Here is a 16154-nt window from a genome sequence, read left to right as displayed (position 1 = left end):
CATGGGAAGGACCGGAGCGTTTCTCACCGTGGACCGCAAGGCCCGCGACCTGCGGCGCGTTGACGAGCGCGTGCGCGACTTCGACGAGCTCACCAAGGGCCTTGGCGAGCGGGCGCGCCGCGAGCAGGCGAGCCGCTGCATGAAGTGCGGCGTCGCCACGTGCCAGGCGGGAATCTCCTTTGGCGGGGCGCGCCCCTCGGGCTGCCCGCTCCACAACCTCATTCCGGAGTGGAACGACCTCGTCTACCGCGGGCTCTGGCGGGAGGCCGCCGCGCGCCTCGCGCTCACGTCGCCCATGCCCGAGTTCACGAGCCGCGTGTGCCCGGCGCCCTGCGAGGCGGCCTGCAACCTTGGCTGCCACGGCGAGCCCGAGACCATCCACGACAACGAGCGCGCGATCTCGGACTGGGAGTGGGCCCACGGCGGCCCGCGGCGCTTCTCGCCCGCGCGCGCCGACGCGCCCTCGGTGGCCGTGGTGGGGTCGGGCCCGGCGGGCCTCGTGGCCGCCTGGGAGCTCGCCCGGCGCGGCGCGCGCGTGACGGTGGTCGACCGCGCCGACCGTGCGGGGGGCCTCCTCACCTACGGCATCCCCAACATGAAGCTCCCCAAGGAGGTGGTCGCCCGCCGCGTCAGGCTCATGGAGGAGCTGGGGATCGAGTTCTGCCTGGGGACCGACGTCTGCGCGCAGGGCGTGGCGGACTCGCTGCGGGCGGAGCACGATGTCGTGGTGCTCGCCGCGGGCGCGGGCGCGCCGCGCGGGCTCTCCGCCGCCGGCTTCGAGGAGGGCCTTGCCGCGGGCGGCGTGGCCTGGGCCGTGGACTACCTCACCGACGCCACCCGCGCGCTCCTCGACGGCACGGGGCCGGCGCTCACCGCCGCGGGCCGCGACGTCGTTGTCGTGGGCGGCGGCGACACGGGCAACGACTGCCTCGGCACGGCCGTGCGCCAGGGGGCGCGCAGCGTGACGCAGCTCGAGTTCATGCCGCGCCCGCCCGAGCCCGGGTGCGGCCAGGGGCGCTGGCCCGAGTGGCCCGACACGCTCCGCACGGGCTACGGCCAGGAGGAGGCCCTCGACCTCATGGGCGGGGAGTGCCGGGCGTGGGCGGTCGACACGCTCGAGGTTCTTCTCGACGGCGCGGGCGCCGTCCGCGGCCTCGTCGTGGCCGACCTCGACTGGTCGGGCGGCCGGCCTGAGCGCGTGGCGGGCAGCGAGCGGGAGATCCCGGCCCAGCTCGTGCTCGTGGCCTGCGGCTTCACGGGGCCGCGCGCCGAGGTGCTCTCCGCCCTGGGCGTCGAGGCGGGGGAGCGGGGCCTGCCCGCGCCCGCCCAGCCCGGGTCCCATCGCGCCCGCGCCGCGGGGGAGCGCCCCGTCTTCGTGGCGGGCGACGCGCGCATGGGCGCCTCGCTCGTGGTGAGCGCCATGGCCGACGCGCTGTCCTGCGCAGACGAGGTTGCGGCCGAGCTCGGGCTCTAGCCATGTGCGACGTCGGCGACATCGTCTGGGTGGTCGACGGGTCCGTGCGGCCCTTCGAGCCGCTTCCGGAGGAGGTACGGCGCCCCTGGCTCGAGGAGGTCGCGTCGTGGGGCACGCCCGAGCCGCCGCCCGAGGAGCCCGGTGACGGGCAGGAGCCGTCGCCCCCGGCGCTCGTGTGGGTCTGAGGCGCGCCGGCCGGCGCGCGGCACCGCGTGTCGGCCGGCTAGGCGTCCATGCCGGGGCGGCCTCCGTAGTTGCGCCCGGCCACGAGCGCGCGCAGGCGCTTCTCGTCCCCGCGGGCAAAGGCCTCGGCGAGCCGGGGGTAGAGGAGCGTGGCCTCGTCGAAGAGGTCGGCGAAGCTCTCGTGGCGCACCGTGCCCGTGAAGGGGTCCCGCCAGGCGCGGCGCTCCAGGTTGGCGGCGGGGCACTCCCCGTCGCGGCGCACGTAGTGGGCGAGGGCCTGCGCGAACGACCTGCCGCGCACAAGGCGCTCGGCCGCGCCGAGGGCCCGCGCACGCACCGAGCCGGCCGGGTCGACGGCGCGGTAGACGAGCTCGTAGTCCCGGACGGCGCCCGCGTACTCGCCCGCGCCGATGGCGATGCCGTAGACCGAGAGCGCCATCTGCGAGAAGAGCGCCCCGGCGACGCGCTCAACGCGCTCGGTGCGCATGAGGTTTGACGCGGCGGGCCGCTCGCGGACCGTGGCGCGGCGCTTCTCCCACAAGATCCAGCTGTCGAGGTCGGACTCGACGAGGGCGTGGACCTCGCGGCGCGCCGGCGCGAGGGAGGGGTCCGCCTCGGCCAGGGCGCGCACCTGGCCGATGACAAAGGGGTGCGCGGTGCAGTCGAGCGCGAAGTGCGCGAGGAGCCCGAAGGAGAAGGCGCGGCCCACGCGCTCGTCGGGGACGGGGAGGTGGCTCACCCCGTCGCGCACCGCCATGAAGGCGCGCGTGGTGAGCTCGCCCTGGATCTTGCCCGCGAGCCGCCGGCACGCGCGGCCCGTGGCGGGGAGCGCGGAGACGCGGGCGAAGAGCGGGTCCGGGCCCTGGTTGCCCAGCAGGAACGCGAGGAGCTCCTCCTCGGTGTCGACCATGCCGGCGGGAAGCGTCCCGACGACGTCCTCGCCGAAGATGTGGTGCGTGATGAGTGCGGGCATGGTCCCTCCCTGTGCGGTCGGCGTGTCACTCCTAGGGTAGCGCATCGCACGTCCTTCTCGCCGCCCGGGCGCGGGCCGGGGCGCTCAGCGTGGCGTAGCTCACTCAAAGTCACGGAAACCCCGCCTCAAGCGTGACTTTGAGTGAGTTAAAGCGAGAAGAAAGAGCAGAGCTCACTCAAAGTCACGGAATCAGCACCGTAAACGTGACTTTGAGTGAGTTTTCTCGAACAGTGTCGAGCTGTCGGGCGCGCTGGCGCAACTCGCTGAAAGTCACGGTTCAAGCGCCGATTCTGTGACTTTCAGTGAGCTAAAGCGAGAAGAACGAGCGCAGCTCACTCAAAGTCGCGCTTACGGCATCGATTCCGTGACTTTGAGTGAGTTGCGCCGAGAAGAACGAAGAAAGCTCGCTCAAAGTCACGCCTTGCGGCCGCAGAGCGTGACTTTGAGCGAGCTTGCGTCAGCGCCGGAGCGCGCATCGGGGCCGGCGTCCCGCCCGCGCCGCGGTCGCTACCCCTCGAAGCCCGCGTCCTCGAGCAGGTCCGTGCCGTCGGCGGCCGCCGTGGCGAGCGCGTCGCAGCGCTCGTTCTCGGCGTGGCCCGCGTGCCCCTTCACCCAGACCCACGTCACGTCGTGGGGCGCGGCGGCCGCGATGAGCCGCTTCCAGAGGTCGACGTTCTTGACGGGCTGCTTGCTCGCGGTCTTCCACCCGCGGCGCTCCCAGCCGGCGATCCAGTGCTGGTTGAAGGCGTTGCACACGTACTGCGAGTCCGTCGTCATGGTCACCGAGCACGGGCGCCGCAGCGCCTCCAGCGCGGCGATCGCCCCCATGAGCTCCATGCGGTTGTTGGTGGTGCGGCGGTAGCCCGCGAAGATCTCGCGCTCGTGCGCGCGCCCGTCGGGGCCCACGTAGCGCAGCACCGTGCCAAAGCCCCCGGGCCCCGGGTTGCCGCGCGAGGAGCCGTCCGACCAGGCCTCGACCCGCATCCTTCCCGCGGGGGACGGCGCCTGGCCGGCGGAGAACTCGCTCCAGGTGGCCATTACTTGGCCTCCGCCCAGTTGGCGCCCCAGGAGACCTCGGCGATGAGCGGGACCCTGAGCGAGCAGACGCCCTCCATCGTCTCGCGCACGAGCGCGCTCACGGCCTCGACCTCGGCCTCGGGCACCTCGAGGTCAAGCTCGTCGTGGATCTGCAGCACGAGCTTGGCGGCGAGGCCCTCCTCGTGCAGGCGCCGCTCAACGCCCACCATGGCAAGCTTGATGATGTCGGCGGCGGTTCCCTGCATGGGGTGGTTCATGGCGGTGCGCTCGCCAAAGGCCACGAGCTGACGGTTCCTCTGCGCGAACTCCTTGATGTGGCGGCGGCGGCCAAAGAGCGTCTCGGCGTAGCCGCGCTCGTGCGCCGTGCGCACGGCCTCGTCGAGGAAGGCGCGCACGCCCGGGTACGCCTCGAAGTAGCGGTCGATCATCTCCTGCGCCTCGGCGCGCGGAATCTTGAGCGAGCTCGCGAGGCCAAAGGCCTGCTGCCCGTAGACGATGCCAAAGTTCACGGCCTTGGCGCGGCTGCGCAGCGCGGGCGTGACCTCCTCAACCGGCACGCCAAAGACGCGCGCGGCCGTGGCGGCGTGGAAGTCCGCGCCCTCGCAGAAGGCGGCGATGAGGTGCTCGTCCCCGGAGAGGTGCGCGAGCAGCCTGAGCTCGATCTGAGAGTAGTCGCAGGCGAGAAAGACCGACCCCTCGGGCACGGTGAACGCCTGGCGCACGCGGTGGCCAAGCTCCGAGCGCGTGGGGATGTTCTGCAGGTTGGGGTCCGAGCTCGAGAGGCGCCCGGTGGCCGTGACCGTCTGGTTGAGCGTGGTGTGGATGCGCCCGTCTCCCGCCACGAGCGCCGGCAGCGCGTCGAGGTAGGTGCTCTTGATCTTGGAGCGCTCGCGGTAGTCCAGGACCTCGGCCACGATGGCGTGGTCGGCCGCGAGGTCGCCGAGGACCTTGGCGTTGGTGGAGTAGAAGCCGCGCTTGGTGCGCTTGAGGCCAAAGGTGGGAAGCCCCAGCACGTCGAAGAGGATGTGGGAGAGCTGCTGGGGGGAGTCGAGGTTGAAGTCCTCGCCGGCCTCGGCGTGGATGCGCTCCACCATGGCGTCGATCTCAGAGCCGAGCTCGGCCGACTGCGCGGCGAGCACGCTCACGTCCACGGAGAGTCCCGCGCGCTCCATCTCAGCGAGCACGGGCAGAAGCGGCATCTCCATGTCGTCGAAGAGGCCGGTCGCGTCCTCGGCCTCGAGCCGCGCGCGGAGCACCGGCACCAGCAGGCGGGCGCGCACCGCGTCGAGCGCGGCCTCGGGCAGCTCCTCGGTCGGGGCGGGGAGGGTCTCGGCGAGGTAGGCCTCGGCGAGCTCGGCCAGGCCGAAGGACCCGCGCTCGGAGTCGAGGAGGTAGGCGGCCACGGCAGCGTCAAAGATGCGGGCGGGGTCCACCTCGGCGGGGGCCACGGCCTCGGGGAGCGAGGAGTCGGTCGGGGAGACCGCGTGGACGAGGGCCTTGACGTCGCCCGCGGCCACGCGCCCCTCGCGCAGGAGCCGGGCGAGCGCCACGTCGGCGTCCTCGCCCTCGAGGCGCAGGTTCTTCTCGCCGGCGGAGACCCACAGGACGTGGGAGAGCCCGAAGAGCGCCCCGTCCGCGCGGTCGTCGTCGAGCGCGCAGCCGAGCCAGCCGTCCTCGGAGAGGGCCTCGTCGAGCGCGGCGCGGGCGTCGTCGCCGGTGAGCGGGGAGGACAGCGAGAGGGTCGCGGCGGGCGCGGCCTCCTCGGGCAGAGCGGAGCGCGCGGCGACGACGGCGTCCTCGCCCGCCAGGCGCACGAGGCGGCTCGTCATGCCCGTGAAGCCGAGCGCGGAGAAGGCGCGGGCCACCTCGGCGGGGTCGAAGGTGGGGAAGCGCGCGTCCGCGAGGTCAAGCTCAATCGGGGCGTCCGTGCGGATCGTGGCCACGCGGCGGGAGACGAGCGCATCGTCCACGTGGGCGCGCAGGTTCTCGCCCATCTTGCCCTTGACCTCGTCGGCGTGCGCGATGACCTCGTCGAGGCTGCCGTACTGCACGATCAGCGCCGCGGCCTTCTTGGGGCCGATGCCCGGCACGCCGGGGATGTTGTCGGAGGAGTCGCCCTTGAGGCCGTAGAAGTCCGGCACGAGCTCGGGCGTGATGCCGTGGTAGAGGTCCTCCACCGTGGCGGGGTCCATGATCGCCACGTCCGTCACGCCCTTCTTGGTGGAGACGATCTTCACGTGGTCGGTGGTGAGCTGGTACATGTCCCGGTCGCCGGTGAAGAGGTACATGTCGTAGCCGGCCGCCTCGCCGCGGCGGGCCAGCGTGCCCAGGATGTCGTCGCCCTCCCAGCCCTCGAGCTCGGCCACGGGGACGTCGAGCGCGGCGAGAAGTTCCTTCACCATGGGGAACTGCTCGCGCAGCGCCGGGTCCATCGGCGGGCGCTGGGCCTTGTACTGCGGGAGCATCTCCATGCGCACGCGCGGCTTGCCCTTGTCAAAGGCACAGATCACGCCGTCGGGGCGGAAGGTGTCCACGAGCTTGATGAACATGTTGAAGAAGCCGAAGAGGGCGTTGGTGGCGCGGCCGTCCGGCGCCGACATGGGCTGGCGGATCGCGTGGAACGCGCGGTGCATGAGCGAGTTGCCGTCGATGACGGCGATGGTGCGGGTGGCGGTGTCTGCCATGGGGGTCCTCTCGTCTTGTTGGCTCGCCCCATTGTAGGCGAGAGAGGGCCGCGCAGAGGGCGTGCAAAAGTGCCTGTCCCCTTTGCACGGTCCCCTTTGCACGCCCTCCGCGCGGCTGTTCGTTACCGGGTGTCACCACGGCTGCAACCAAACGTCTCCGTGAGCTTCACGCAAGGGCAACGGTCGTGAAATAATGTCCCCTTAGAGTATTCGGCGTTCCACACGCCAGCGACGAAAAGGGGCGCACATGGGCAAGGACAGGGTTACAGGGGAGTACGGGAGCCTGCTCTTCACGGACGCCGTGATGCAGGAGCGCCTCCCCAAGCCGACGTACAAGGAGCTTCGCCAGGTCATCGATGACGGCAAGCCGCTCGACCTCGACATCGCCAACGAGGTCGCGCACGCGATGAAGGAGTGGGCGCTCGAGAAGGGCGCCACGCACTTCGCGCACTGGTTCCAGCCGCTCACGGGCATTACGTCCGAGAAGCACGACAGCTTCCTCACGCCCAAGGACGACGGCACGATCCTCATGTCCTTCTCGGGCAAGGAGCTCGTCCAGGGCGAGCCGGACGCCTCGAGCTTCCCCTCCGGCGGTCTGCGCGCCACCTTCGAGGCGCGCGGATACACCGCCTGGGACCCCACGAGCCCGGCCTTCATCAAGGACGAGGTCCTCTGCATCCCCACGGCCTTCGTCTCCTACACCGGCGAGGCGCTCGACAAGAAGACGCCGCTTCTGCGCTCGCAGGTGGCTCTTGAGACGCAGGCCAAGCGCGTGCTCAAGCTCTTTGGCCGCGAGCCCAAGCGCGTCTTCACCACCATCGGCCCCGAGCAGGAGTACTTCCTCGTGCGCGAGGAGGACTACGAGAAGCGCCCCGACCTCATCTACTGCGGCCGCACGCTCTTTGGCTGCGAGCCGGTCAAGGGCCAGGAGCTCGAGGAGCACTACTTCGGCGCCATCCGCCCGACGGTGAACGACTTCATGAAGGAGGTCGACGACGAGCTCTGGAAGCTCGGCATTCCCGTCAAGACCAAGCACAACGAGGTCGCGCCCGCCCAGCACGAGCTCGCGCCCATCTTCGAGCAGGGGTCGCTCGCCATCGACGACAACCTCCTCACCATGGAGAAGCTCAAGCTCATGGCCACGCGCCACGGCCTTGCCTGTCTCGAGCACGAGAAGCCCTTCGAGTACGTGAACGGCTCCGGCAAGCACAACAACTGGTCCATCTGTGCCGACGGCAAGAACCTCCTGGAGCCGGGCGCGGTGCCTTCCGAGAACCTGCAGTTCCTCGTCTTCCTGGCCGCGCTCGTGGCGGCCGTTGACGAGCACGCGGACCTCCTGCGCATGAGCGTCGCCTCCGCCGGCAACGACCACCGCCTCGGCGCCAACGAGGCGCCCCCGGCGATCATCTCCGTGTTCCTGGGCGACCAGCTCCACGCCATCGTGGAGGCGCTCATCAACAAGGAGGAGCCGGAGGTCCACGAGGCCGAGCGCATGGACCTGGGCGTGCCCGCCCTGCCCGACCTCCTGCGCGACTCCACGGACAGGAACCGCACCTCTCCCTTCGCGTTCACGGGCAACAAGTTCGAGTTCCGCATGTGCGGCAGCCAGCAGAACCTGGCCGACCCCAACGTGGTCCTCAACACCGCCGTCGCCGAGCAGTGCGACCGCTTTGCGACCAAGCTCGAGGGCGTTCCGGCCGACGAGTTCACCAACCTCGCTATGAGGTGGGTGCGCCACACCCTGCGCGACCACCAGCGCGTCCTCTTTGAGGGCAACGGCTACGCCGACGAGTGGGAGGCCGAGGCCGCCCGCCGCGGCCTTCCCAACCTCAAGACCACGCCGGACGCGCTGCCCTGCATGGTCAAGCCCGAAAACGTGGCGTTCTACGAGAAGTACCACGTGCTCGACGAGGCCGAGATCCGCGCGCGCTACGTCTCCAAGGCCGAGCAGTACGCCAAGCTCCTGAACATCGAGGCCAACACCATGGTCTACATGGCGCGCCATCTCTACCTGCCGGCGCTCTTCGACTACTCGGGCGATATCGCCACCTCCGTGGCCACCAAGGCCGAGATCGGCATCGAGAGCCCGGTGGAGAAGGAGCTCGTGCGCACGCTCACGGACGGCATCTCCGCCATCCACGAGGCGGCCTGCGACCTTGAGGCCAACAACTCCGCCGCGCGCGCGGTCGAGGACCCGCAGGAGCGCTGCGAGTCCTACCGCGACACCGTGCTTCCCTCGATGGCCCACCTGCGCGAGTGCGTGGACGCCATGGAGAAGGTCTGTGGCGAGGACTACTGGCCGGTGCCCACCTACAACCAGATGCTCTTCTGGGTGTAGCGAGCCTCCGGGAGCCATGAGACAGCGACGCCCCGCGACCGCGCTGCGGCCGCGGGGCGTCTCGCGCCTGATCGGTCGTGGGGGACGTTTTTCTCGGCTCTTACCTTAGGCCCGTGCCCGCGGCTAGGCGTCCTTCTCGTCCAGGCGCCTGATGAGCTCGGGGAGCTCGCGCGAGAGCTCGGCCACCGAGCCGCGCCAGACGGCCCGCCTTGGCCGGGCGTGCCCCACGTAGGCGGTGCGCAGCCCGCAGTCGGGGCGGGCAAAGTCGCGCTTGACGTCGTTGCCCACCATGAGGCACTCATCGAGCCGCACGCCAAGGGCGTCGGCGACCTCCTGGTAGTAGCGGGCGCTCGGCTTGCAGCGCGTGGTGTTGGAGTAGGTCGAGACAAGGGCGAAGTCCTCCGTGCGAAGGCCCGCCCAGCCCATCCGCGCCTCGTCGCAGGCGAGCGAGAAGGTCGGGTTGGTGGCGAGCGCGCACGTGAGGCCGAGCTCCCCGACGCGCTCGACGAGGTCTCGCGCGCCCTCCTGCTGCCGCGCCCCCACGAGCCCTCCCGCGAAACCGGGGACGATCTCGCGCTCGTAGTAGGTCATGAGGTCGCGGAGCGCCGGGTCGTCGAGGGGGATGCCCGTGGCGTCGTAGATCACCTTGTTGAAGAGCTGCTCGTTGGTGAGGGCGTCCGTGCGCCCGGCGTCCTCGAGCGCGAGGAAGGCGCGGACGTAGGGGAGGCCGAGTGAGAGCGGGCTCATGCGCGCGACCTCGCCGAGCAGGTGCGAGGCGCCGGCCACGTAGCGGGTGATGAAGGCGGAGAGGTTGAGGCTGAGCAGCGTGTCGTCAAGGTCAAAGAGCACCGCGCGTATCATCCCGTCCTCCTCTCTGCGTGCCTTGCCCGTGTGCGTTCCAGAAAAAATAATAGATACCCAGCGGCCACGCTTGAAATACACACGCGAAAAACGTTACTCTATCCTCCGTGTGGGCACCGGGCCCGCACAACCGTATCTGTCGGCCCCCGAGAGCATGTAAGTTTCCACGTAGACGCCACGATTCTAGGCACTGCAGGCAGCGACCATGACGACCGGGGCCCCGTTGTTCGAAAGGGGTCCACCTTTGAGTGAGATTCAGAACTCGTCCATCTTCGCGCTGGACGACATCTCCGACGAGGAGATGAACAACCTCATTGACGGCACCGTGACCGACTTCGATGAGGGCGATCTTGTCACCGGCAGCGTCGTGAAGATCGAGCGCGACGAGGTCCTGCTTGACATCGGCTACAAGTCCGAGGGCGTCATCCCCTCCCGCGAGCTCTCCATTCGCAAGGACGTCAACCCGGCCGACGTCGTGGCCATGGGCGACGAGATCGAGGCGCTCGTGCTCCAGAAGGAGGACAAGGAGGGCCGCCTGGTCCTGTCCAAGAAGCGCGCCGAGTACGAGCGCGCCTGGAACGCCGTCGAGGAGAAGTTCAACTCCGGCGAGACCGTCGAGGGCGAGGTCATCGAGGTCGTCAAGGGCGGTCTCATCCTCGACATCGGCCTGCGCGGCTTCCTGCCCGCCTCCCTCGTTGACCTTCGCCGCGTGAAGGACCTCAACGCCTACCTCGGCACCCGCATCGAGGCCCGCGTCATCGAGATGGACCGCAACCGCAACAACGTCGTCCTCTCCCGTCGCGTCGTCCTCGAGGAGGCCCGCAAGGCCGAGCGCCAGGAGATTCTCTCCAAGCTCCAGGTTGGCATGCGCCTCAAGGGCACCGTCTCCTCGATCGTCGACTTCGGCGCCTTCGTCGACCTCGGCGGCATCGACGGCCTCGTGCACATCTCCGAGCTCTCCTGGAACCACGTCAACCACCCCTCCGAGGTCGTCAAGGTCGGTCAGGAGGTCGAGGTCCAGGTGCTCGACGTCGACCTCAACCGCGAGCGCATCTCCCTCGGTCTCAAGCAGACCACCGAGGATCCCTGGCGCTCCCTCGTCAAGAAGTACCCCGTCGACGCCATCGTCGAGGGCACCGTCACCAAGCTCGTCACCTTTGGTGCCTTCGTCGACCTCGGCGAGGGCGTGGAGGGCCTCGTGCACATCTCCGAGATGGCCAAGCAGCACGTGGACCAGCCGTCCCAGGTGTGCTCCGTGGGCGACCACGTCCAGGTGAAGGTCATGGAGATCGACCTCGACCGTCGTCGCATCTCCCTGTCCATGAAGGCCGCCGCCGAGACCCTCGGCACCGAGGTCGAGGTCAAGCCGCTCCCCGAGGGCGACAAGCCTGCCGAGACCGAGGCTGAGGCCGAGTCCGAGGCCGTCGTCGAGGAGTAGTTCTTCTCGCATCGCACGCACAGGGGCCGCCCTTCGGGGCGGCCCTTTTTCGGCAGAGGCCCCTTTTCCACGTATCCCGCCCCGTGACCGCGATCTGCGGGGTCAGGGGATATGGCAGTCATGGCCGGGCGCCAGCTGGGCGTTCTTCTCGCCCTTTTGGGGTTAGGGGCTATGGCGGTCCGATTGTCACCTCACTCCAGATTGGACAACGCCGGGCAAGCCCAAACGGGGTGACTTCTGGTTGCGGACTCGTTAAGGGACTGCGACAGCGGACTTTAGCAAAGTAAATCGTACGTTAAGGTTTTTTTCTACGGTCAAGTCCCCTCCCATAATTGGACCTGCCACGCGTCGGAGGACGGCGCGCCAGGAACCCAAGGGAGGAATGCCAATGAGCGACAAGATCACCCGTCGCGGCTTCGTGAAGGGCGCTGCCCTCGCGGGTGCCGCCACCGCCACCGCTGCCCTCGCCGGATGCGGCGGGGAGGACGCGGCCCCGGCCACCAACGAGGACGGCTCCGTCAAGAAGATCCTTCGCTTCGGCCAGTCCAACCCGAAGCTCGGCCTGGACATGCAGATCTCCACGAACTCCGGCTCCGCCTCGGTTGCCGACTGCATCTTCGAGGCCCCGCTGCGCTGGACCGAGGACAACGAGCTCGTCCCGTGTCTGCTCACCGAGATTCCCACGTTCGAGGACGACGGCGTGACCCTGCACTGCACCCTCAAGGAGGGCATTACGTGCCACGATGGCTCCACGCTCACGGCAAACGACGTCAAGTTCTCCTTCGAGCGCATGTTCAAGCCTGAGACCGCGGCCAAGTCCACCTACATGTACGACATGATCGTGGGCGCCAAGGCCATGCTCAACGGTGAGGCAACCGAGCTCGAGGGCCTCACCGTCGAGGACGATACCCACTTCACCTTTGTCCTCGAGTACCCGATGGTCTCCTTCATCAACAACCTCGGCATCAACTACGCCGATATCTTCCCGCAGGCCGCCGTCGAGAAGGTCGAGTCCGAGGGCCGCAAGTGGGGCTGGGGCACCGACTGCGTGGGCACCGGCAAGTACAAGATCGTCTCCAACGATGACACCACCGAGGTCGTCTTGGAGAAGTTCGCCGAGTACCACGACGGCGAGCCCGCCCTCGATGAGGTCCACATCATTTACTATGACGACAACAACACCAAGCTGCTCGCCTTCAAGAACGGCGACATCGACTGGTGCGACCTCGAGGCCACGCTGCTCAAGCAGTACCAGGAGGACCCGGAGGTCAAGGACCAGATCACGCTTTACGAGACGCTCGGTGTGCACTTCGTGAACCTCAACCTCCGCGACGACATGGGCCTCACCGACCCGCGCGTTCGCGAGGCGCTCTCCATCTCCATCGACCGCCAGGCTCTCGTGGACACCGTCCTCGCCGGCGCGGGCACGCCCGCCATGGGCTGGCTCGCCCCGCAGACGCCGGGTCACGACCCCGATGCCGAGATTCCGTATGATCCCGAGCGCGCCAAGGAGCTCATCAAGGAGGCCGGCGCCGAGGGCCTGACCCTTGAGGCCAAGATTCGCGCCAACCTCTACGAGACGTACATGACCGTTGTCCAGAGCTACTGGAAGGAGATTGGCGTCGATCTCAAGCTCACCATCGAGGACAACGGCGTCTGGTCCTCCGACTGGGCCGACGGCAACTGCCAGATCACGGCCGTGGGCTGGTTCCCGCTCTACGCCGACGGCGACAACCACCTCTACACGTACTTCCTCTCCGACAACGCCAAGGGCAAGTCCTCGTTCTACAACAGCGCCGAGTTCGACCAGCTCGTCACCGAGGCGCGCCAGGAGCAGGACCAGGACGTCCGCGCCGACCTCTACAAGCAGGCCGACAACCTCGTCACCCGCGTCGACTTTGCCACGATTCCGCTGTACTGGCCGAAGAACTCCTTCGTCGCCAAGTCCTACGTCAAGAACGCCAAGGTCGGCAACCTGATCTACCACATGTTCGACATCGACATCGACACGTCCGACCCGAGCTACTCGGCCTAGTCGACGTCCTGAGAGGGGGCACCCCGGCACGGCGGTTTCGCGTGCCGGGGCGCCCCACGTCGCGGCGCGCGGCCCGGGCGGGTAGGGCGGCGCGCCCGAGCGAGAAGAAAGGAGCGGGCGGTGAGAAGCTTTCTCATCAAGAGGGTCCTGCTGGCGATCGGCGTGGTCTTCGCTATTTCCGCGATCACGTTCTTCGTCCTGAACATCGTGCCGGGCGACCCGGTGCGCATCATGGTGGGCGAGATGGCCGATGACGCCACGGTGGAGCGCATCCGCGAGCAGATGGGTCTGAACGACCCCGTAGAGGTGCAGTACGCGCGATGGCTCACCAACATGCTGCAGGGCGACTTCGGAACCTCCTACACGCAGAGCAAGCCCGTCGTGACCCTCATGGGCCAGGCCTTCCTCACCACGGCCCGCCTCGCTGGCCTCGCCTACGTCTTCGCGCTCGTGCTCGGACTCGTCATCGGCGTCGTGGCGGCGGTCAACCACGGCAAGTGGATCGACCGCGCGCTCATGGCCCTCTCGATCCTGGGCATCTCCGCCCCGGTCTTCTGGGTGGCCGTGATCTTCCAGATCGTCTTCGCGCTCACGCTCAAGTGGTTCCCGCTCTCGGGCATCAAGACCTGGCAGGCGTTCGTGCTGCCGGTGATCGCGCTCGGCGTGCGCTACGCCGCCTCGATCGCCCGCGTCACGCGCACGAGCATGCTCGACGTCCTCTCGCAGGACTTCATGCGCACGGCCGAGGCCAAGGGCGTGCGCAAGTGGGCGGTCATCATCGCCCACGGCCTGAGAAACGCGCTCATCCCCATCATCACGATCGCGGGAACGCAGCTCGGCGAGATCCTCACGGGCTCGATCCTCATCGAGTCGATCTTCATGATGCCGGGCATGGGCAAGCTTCTGCTCGACGCCATCAACTCCCGCGACCTGCCCCTCATCCAGGGCGGCGTCATGTACATCGCAATCATCTGCGTGGCCGTCTACCTCATCGTGGACATCCTCTACGCCGTCGTCGACCCGCGCATCCGACTGGGGAAGGAGGCGGCTGAGTAATGGCTCTCCTCACGAGCGACAAGAACAGCCCCAAGGTCCAGAAGGCCATGGACGTCGCCGAGCGCGCCTCCGAGGCCCAGGTCCCCACCGGCAGCCCCGAGAACGGCGGCCCCGTGAAGCGCCGCGCCTCGAGCTACTGGGCCGTGAGCTGGAACATCTTCAAGAAGAACAAGGTCGGCGTCTTCTGCCTCGGCGTCGTCGTCCTTCTCGCCCTCATCGCGATCCTGGCGCCGGTGCTCGCACCCTATGACCCGGACGCCCAGGAGCTCACCAACATGCTCCAGGCCCCCTCGGCCGCGCACCTCTTTGGCACGGACGAGTACGGCCGCGACATCCTCTCCCGCGTGCTCTACGGCTGCCGCGTCTCGCTCTCCGTGGGCGTGGTCTCGCAGGCCATCGCCCTTGTCATCGGCTTTCTCGCGGGCGTGTGCGCCGGCTACTTCGGCGGCAAGGTCGACGCGGTCATCTCCTTCGTGATCCAGGTCTTCTCGAGCTTCCCGTTCCTGCTCTTCGCCATCGTCGTCATGTACGCGCTGGGCCCCGGCCTCGTGAACCTGTACGTGGCGCTGGGCCTTCTGGGCTGGGCGTCCACGGCGCGCCTCGTGCGCGGCGACGTCATGCGCCTCAAGGGCTCCGAGTACATCCAGAGCTGCATCCTCTCGGGCGGCAAGAGCTGGCGCATCATCATGAAGCACCTGCTTCCCAACTGCGTCTCCACGCTGATCGTCACCACCACGCTCGGCATCCCGTCGGCCATCATGTCCGAGGCCTCGCTCTCCTTCCTCGGCCTCGGCGTCCAGCCGCCGATGTCGAGCTGGGGCCAGATGATCAACGCCGCCCAGCCCTACATCCAGTCGAGCACGTACTACAGCGTCATCCCGGGCATCGCCATCATCATCACGGTCATGGCGTTCAACCTGCTCGGCGACGCCCTGCGCGACGCCCTCGACCCGAAGATGCGCTCCTAGGAGGGAGGACCCATGTCAGAGACCAACGTCTCGGTCAACGCCGAGCTCCGCGACGTCGCCGAGGAGGTCACCGAGCAGGCGCTCGACCAGGCCGCCCGCACCGAGGTCCTTCTCGACGTCCAGGACCTCTCGGTGACGCTGTTCACCGAGGACGGGGCGCTGCCCGCCATCCGCAACCTCTCCTTCGTCATGCGCCGCGGCGAGACGCTCGCCGTGGTGGGCGAGTCGGGCTGCGGCAAGTCCATGACCGCGCTTTCCATCATGGGCCTTCTGCCTCAGCCGCCGGCCAAGATCGTGGGCGGCAAGATCATGCTCGAGGGGACGGACCTCGCGGCGCTCACGCGCGACGAGATGCGCACCTACCGCGGCAGCAAGATCGGCATGATCTTCCAGGAGCCCATGACCTCGCTCAACCCCGTCATGACGGCGGGACGCCAGATCCGCGAGGGCATCCTCGTGCACAACCCCAAGATGCCCAAGAAGGACGCCGACGCGCGCGCCCTCGAGATGATCAAGCTCGTGGGCATCCCCGCGCCCGAGAAGGTCTTCAAGAGCTACCCGCACGAGCTCTCCGGCGGCATGCGCCAGCGCGTGATGATCGCCATGGCCCTTGCCTGCCAGCCGGCGCTGCTCATCTGCGACGAGCCCACCACGGCGCTCGACGTGACCATCCAGGCGCAGATCCTCCAGCTCATCGACCGCATGCGCGAGGAGCTGGGCACCGCGGTCATGCTCATCACGCACGACATGGGCGTCGTCTCGGAGATGGCCGACTGGGTGGCCGTCATGTACGCGGGGCACCTCGTGGAGTACACGCTCGCCTCCGAGCTCTTCACCAACCCCAAGCACCCGTACTCGATCGGCCTCATCAACTCCATCCCGTCGCTCGACGACGCGGTGGAGAAGCTCTACGCCATCCCGGGCAACGTCCCCATGCTCGACGAGCTGCCCTCGGGCTGCCCCTTCCACCCGAGGTGCCCGTACGCCAAGGACGTCTGCCGGCGCGAGTGCCCGCACGTGGCGCCGCTCGACGGCAACGAGAACCACACCGTGGCCTGCTGGATGTTCGACTCCAAGAAGTGGGGTGAGTAGCGTGGGCAGAAACG

12 protein-coding genes are annotated in these 16154 nt (G+C 68.6%); 8 read left to right on the top strand and 4 right to left on the bottom strand.

The window, feature by feature from the left end; genetic code table 11:
* Nucleotide 1 precedes the first annotated feature (1 nt).
* On the top strand, nt 2-1474 hold the full coding sequence (locus B5F84_RS02680) for a glutamate synthase subunit beta (RefSeq protein ID WP_087320390.1): 1473 nt from the start codon (nt 2-4) through the stop codon (nt 1472-1474).
* A 2-nt stretch (nt 1475-1476) separates the two neighbouring features.
* The gene (locus B5F84_RS02675; RefSeq protein WP_087320388.1) at nt 1477-1659 is read left to right on the top strand and encodes a hypothetical protein; all 183 of its coding nucleotides are present in this window, start codon (nt 1477-1479) and stop codon (nt 1657-1659) included.
* Between the two features lie 38 nt (nt 1660-1697).
* On the opposite strand, the gene B5F84_RS02670 is transcribed toward B5F84_RS02675, so the two are convergent.
* From B5F84_RS02670 to polA, 3 genes are all read right to left on the bottom strand, one after another.
* A complete protein-coding gene (locus B5F84_RS02670; protein WP_087320386.1) occupies nt 1698-2630 on the bottom strand; it encodes a zinc dependent phospholipase C family protein in 933 nt (310 codons plus the stop codon).
* Between the two features lie 507 nt (nt 2631-3137).
* Complete coding sequence (rnhA, locus tag B5F84_RS02665) at nt 3138-3614, bottom strand: ribonuclease HI (protein ID WP_087320498.1); 477 nt, start codon at nt 3612-3614, stop codon at nt 3138-3140.
* Nucleotides 3615-3667: 53 nt separating this feature from the next.
* On the bottom strand, nt 3668-6352 hold the full coding sequence (polA, locus tag B5F84_RS02660) for a DNA polymerase I (protein WP_087320383.1): 2685 nt from the start codon (nt 6350-6352) through the stop codon (nt 3668-3670).
* 247 nt (nt 6353-6599) lie between these two features.
* Here polA and B5F84_RS02655 point away from each other — a divergent pair, with 247 nt between their 5' ends.
* Nucleotides 6600-8690 (top strand): glutamine synthetase III, encoded by a 2091-nt coding sequence (locus tag B5F84_RS02655; RefSeq protein WP_087320382.1) that lies wholly within the window; start codon nt 6600-6602, stop codon nt 8688-8690.
* A 123-nt stretch (nt 8691-8813) separates the two neighbouring features.
* On the opposite strand, the gene B5F84_RS02650 is transcribed toward B5F84_RS02655, so the two are convergent.
* The gene (locus tag B5F84_RS02650) at nt 8814-9551 is read right to left on the bottom strand and encodes an HAD family hydrolase (protein WP_087320380.1); all 738 of its coding nucleotides are present in this window, start codon (nt 9549-9551) and stop codon (nt 8814-8816) included.
* Nucleotides 9552-9795: 244 nt separating this feature from the next.
* Here B5F84_RS02650 and rpsA point away from each other — a divergent pair, with 244 nt between their 5' ends.
* The 5 genes from rpsA (at nt 9796) to B5F84_RS02625 (ending at nt 16140) form a co-directional block, all read left to right on the top strand.
* Nucleotides 9796-10989 carry a 30S ribosomal protein S1 gene (gene rpsA / locus B5F84_RS02645; protein ID WP_087320378.1) on the top strand — a complete coding sequence of 398 codons (1194 nt, stop codon included), beginning with the start codon at nt 9796-9798 and terminating at the stop codon, nt 10987-10989.
* Between the two features lie 388 nt (nt 10990-11377).
* The gene (locus tag B5F84_RS02640; protein WP_087320376.1) at nt 11378-13024 is read left to right on the top strand and encodes an ABC transporter substrate-binding protein; all 1647 of its coding nucleotides are present in this window, start codon (nt 11378-11380) and stop codon (nt 13022-13024) included.
* 120 nt (nt 13025-13144) lie between these two features.
* Nucleotides 13145-14080: an ABC transporter permease gene (locus tag B5F84_RS02635; protein WP_087320374.1), complete on the top strand. Its 936-nt coding sequence runs from the start codon at nt 13145-13147 to the stop codon at nt 14078-14080.
* Complete coding sequence (locus tag B5F84_RS02630) at nt 14080-15048, top strand: ABC transporter permease (protein ID WP_087320373.1); 969 nt, start codon at nt 14080-14082, stop codon at nt 15046-15048. The genes B5F84_RS02635 and B5F84_RS02630 overlap by 1 nt, the downstream gene beginning before the upstream one ends.
* 12 nt (nt 15049-15060) lie before the next feature.
* Complete coding sequence (locus tag B5F84_RS02625; protein WP_087320371.1) at nt 15061-16140, top strand: ABC transporter ATP-binding protein; 1080 nt, start codon at nt 15061-15063, stop codon at nt 16138-16140.
* Nucleotides 16141-16154: the final 14 nt, after the last annotated feature.

It is taken from the genome of Olsenella sp. An290, from assembly GCF_002159535.1.
Taxonomy (GTDB): Bacteria; Actinomycetota; Coriobacteriia; order Coriobacteriales; family Atopobiaceae; genus Thermophilibacter.
This window is presented reverse-complemented; position numbering and strand designations above follow the sequence as displayed.

Bases quoted from the DNA above. Each gene is read 5' to 3' on its own strand.
- B5F84_RS02680 (WP_087320390.1), top strand. From the start codon at position 2: ATGGGAAGGACCGGAGCGTTTCTCACCGTGGACCGCAAGGCCCGCGAC.
- B5F84_RS02675 (WP_087320388.1), top strand. From the start codon at position 1,477: ATGTGCGACGTCGGCGACATCGTCTGGGTGGTCGACGGGTCCGTGCGG.
- B5F84_RS02670 (WP_087320386.1), bottom strand. From the start codon at position 2,630: ATGCCCGCACTCATCACGCACCACATCTTCGGCGAGGACGTCGTCGGG.
- rnhA (WP_087320498.1), bottom strand. From the start codon at position 3,614: ATGCGGGTCGAGGCCTGGTCGGACGGCTCCTCGCGCGGCAACCCGGGG.
- polA (WP_087320383.1), bottom strand. From the start codon at position 6,352: ATGGCAGACACCGCCACCCGCACCATCGCCGTCATCGACGGCAACTCG.
- B5F84_RS02655 (WP_087320382.1), top strand. From the start codon at position 6,600: ATGGGCAAGGACAGGGTTACAGGGGAGTACGGGAGCCTGCTCTTCACG.
- B5F84_RS02650 (WP_087320380.1), bottom strand. From the start codon at position 9,551: ATGATACGCGCGGTGCTCTTTGACCTTGACGACACGCTGCTCAGCCTC.
- B5F84_RS02640 (WP_087320376.1), top strand. From the start codon at position 11,378: ATGAGCGACAAGATCACCCGTCGCGGCTTCGTGAAGGGCGCTGCCCTC.
- B5F84_RS02630 (WP_087320373.1), top strand. From the start codon at position 14,080: ATGGCTCTCCTCACGAGCGACAAGAACAGCCCCAAGGTCCAGAAGGCC.
- B5F84_RS02625 (WP_087320371.1), top strand. From the start codon at position 15,061: ATGTCAGAGACCAACGTCTCGGTCAACGCCGAGCTCCGCGACGTCGCC.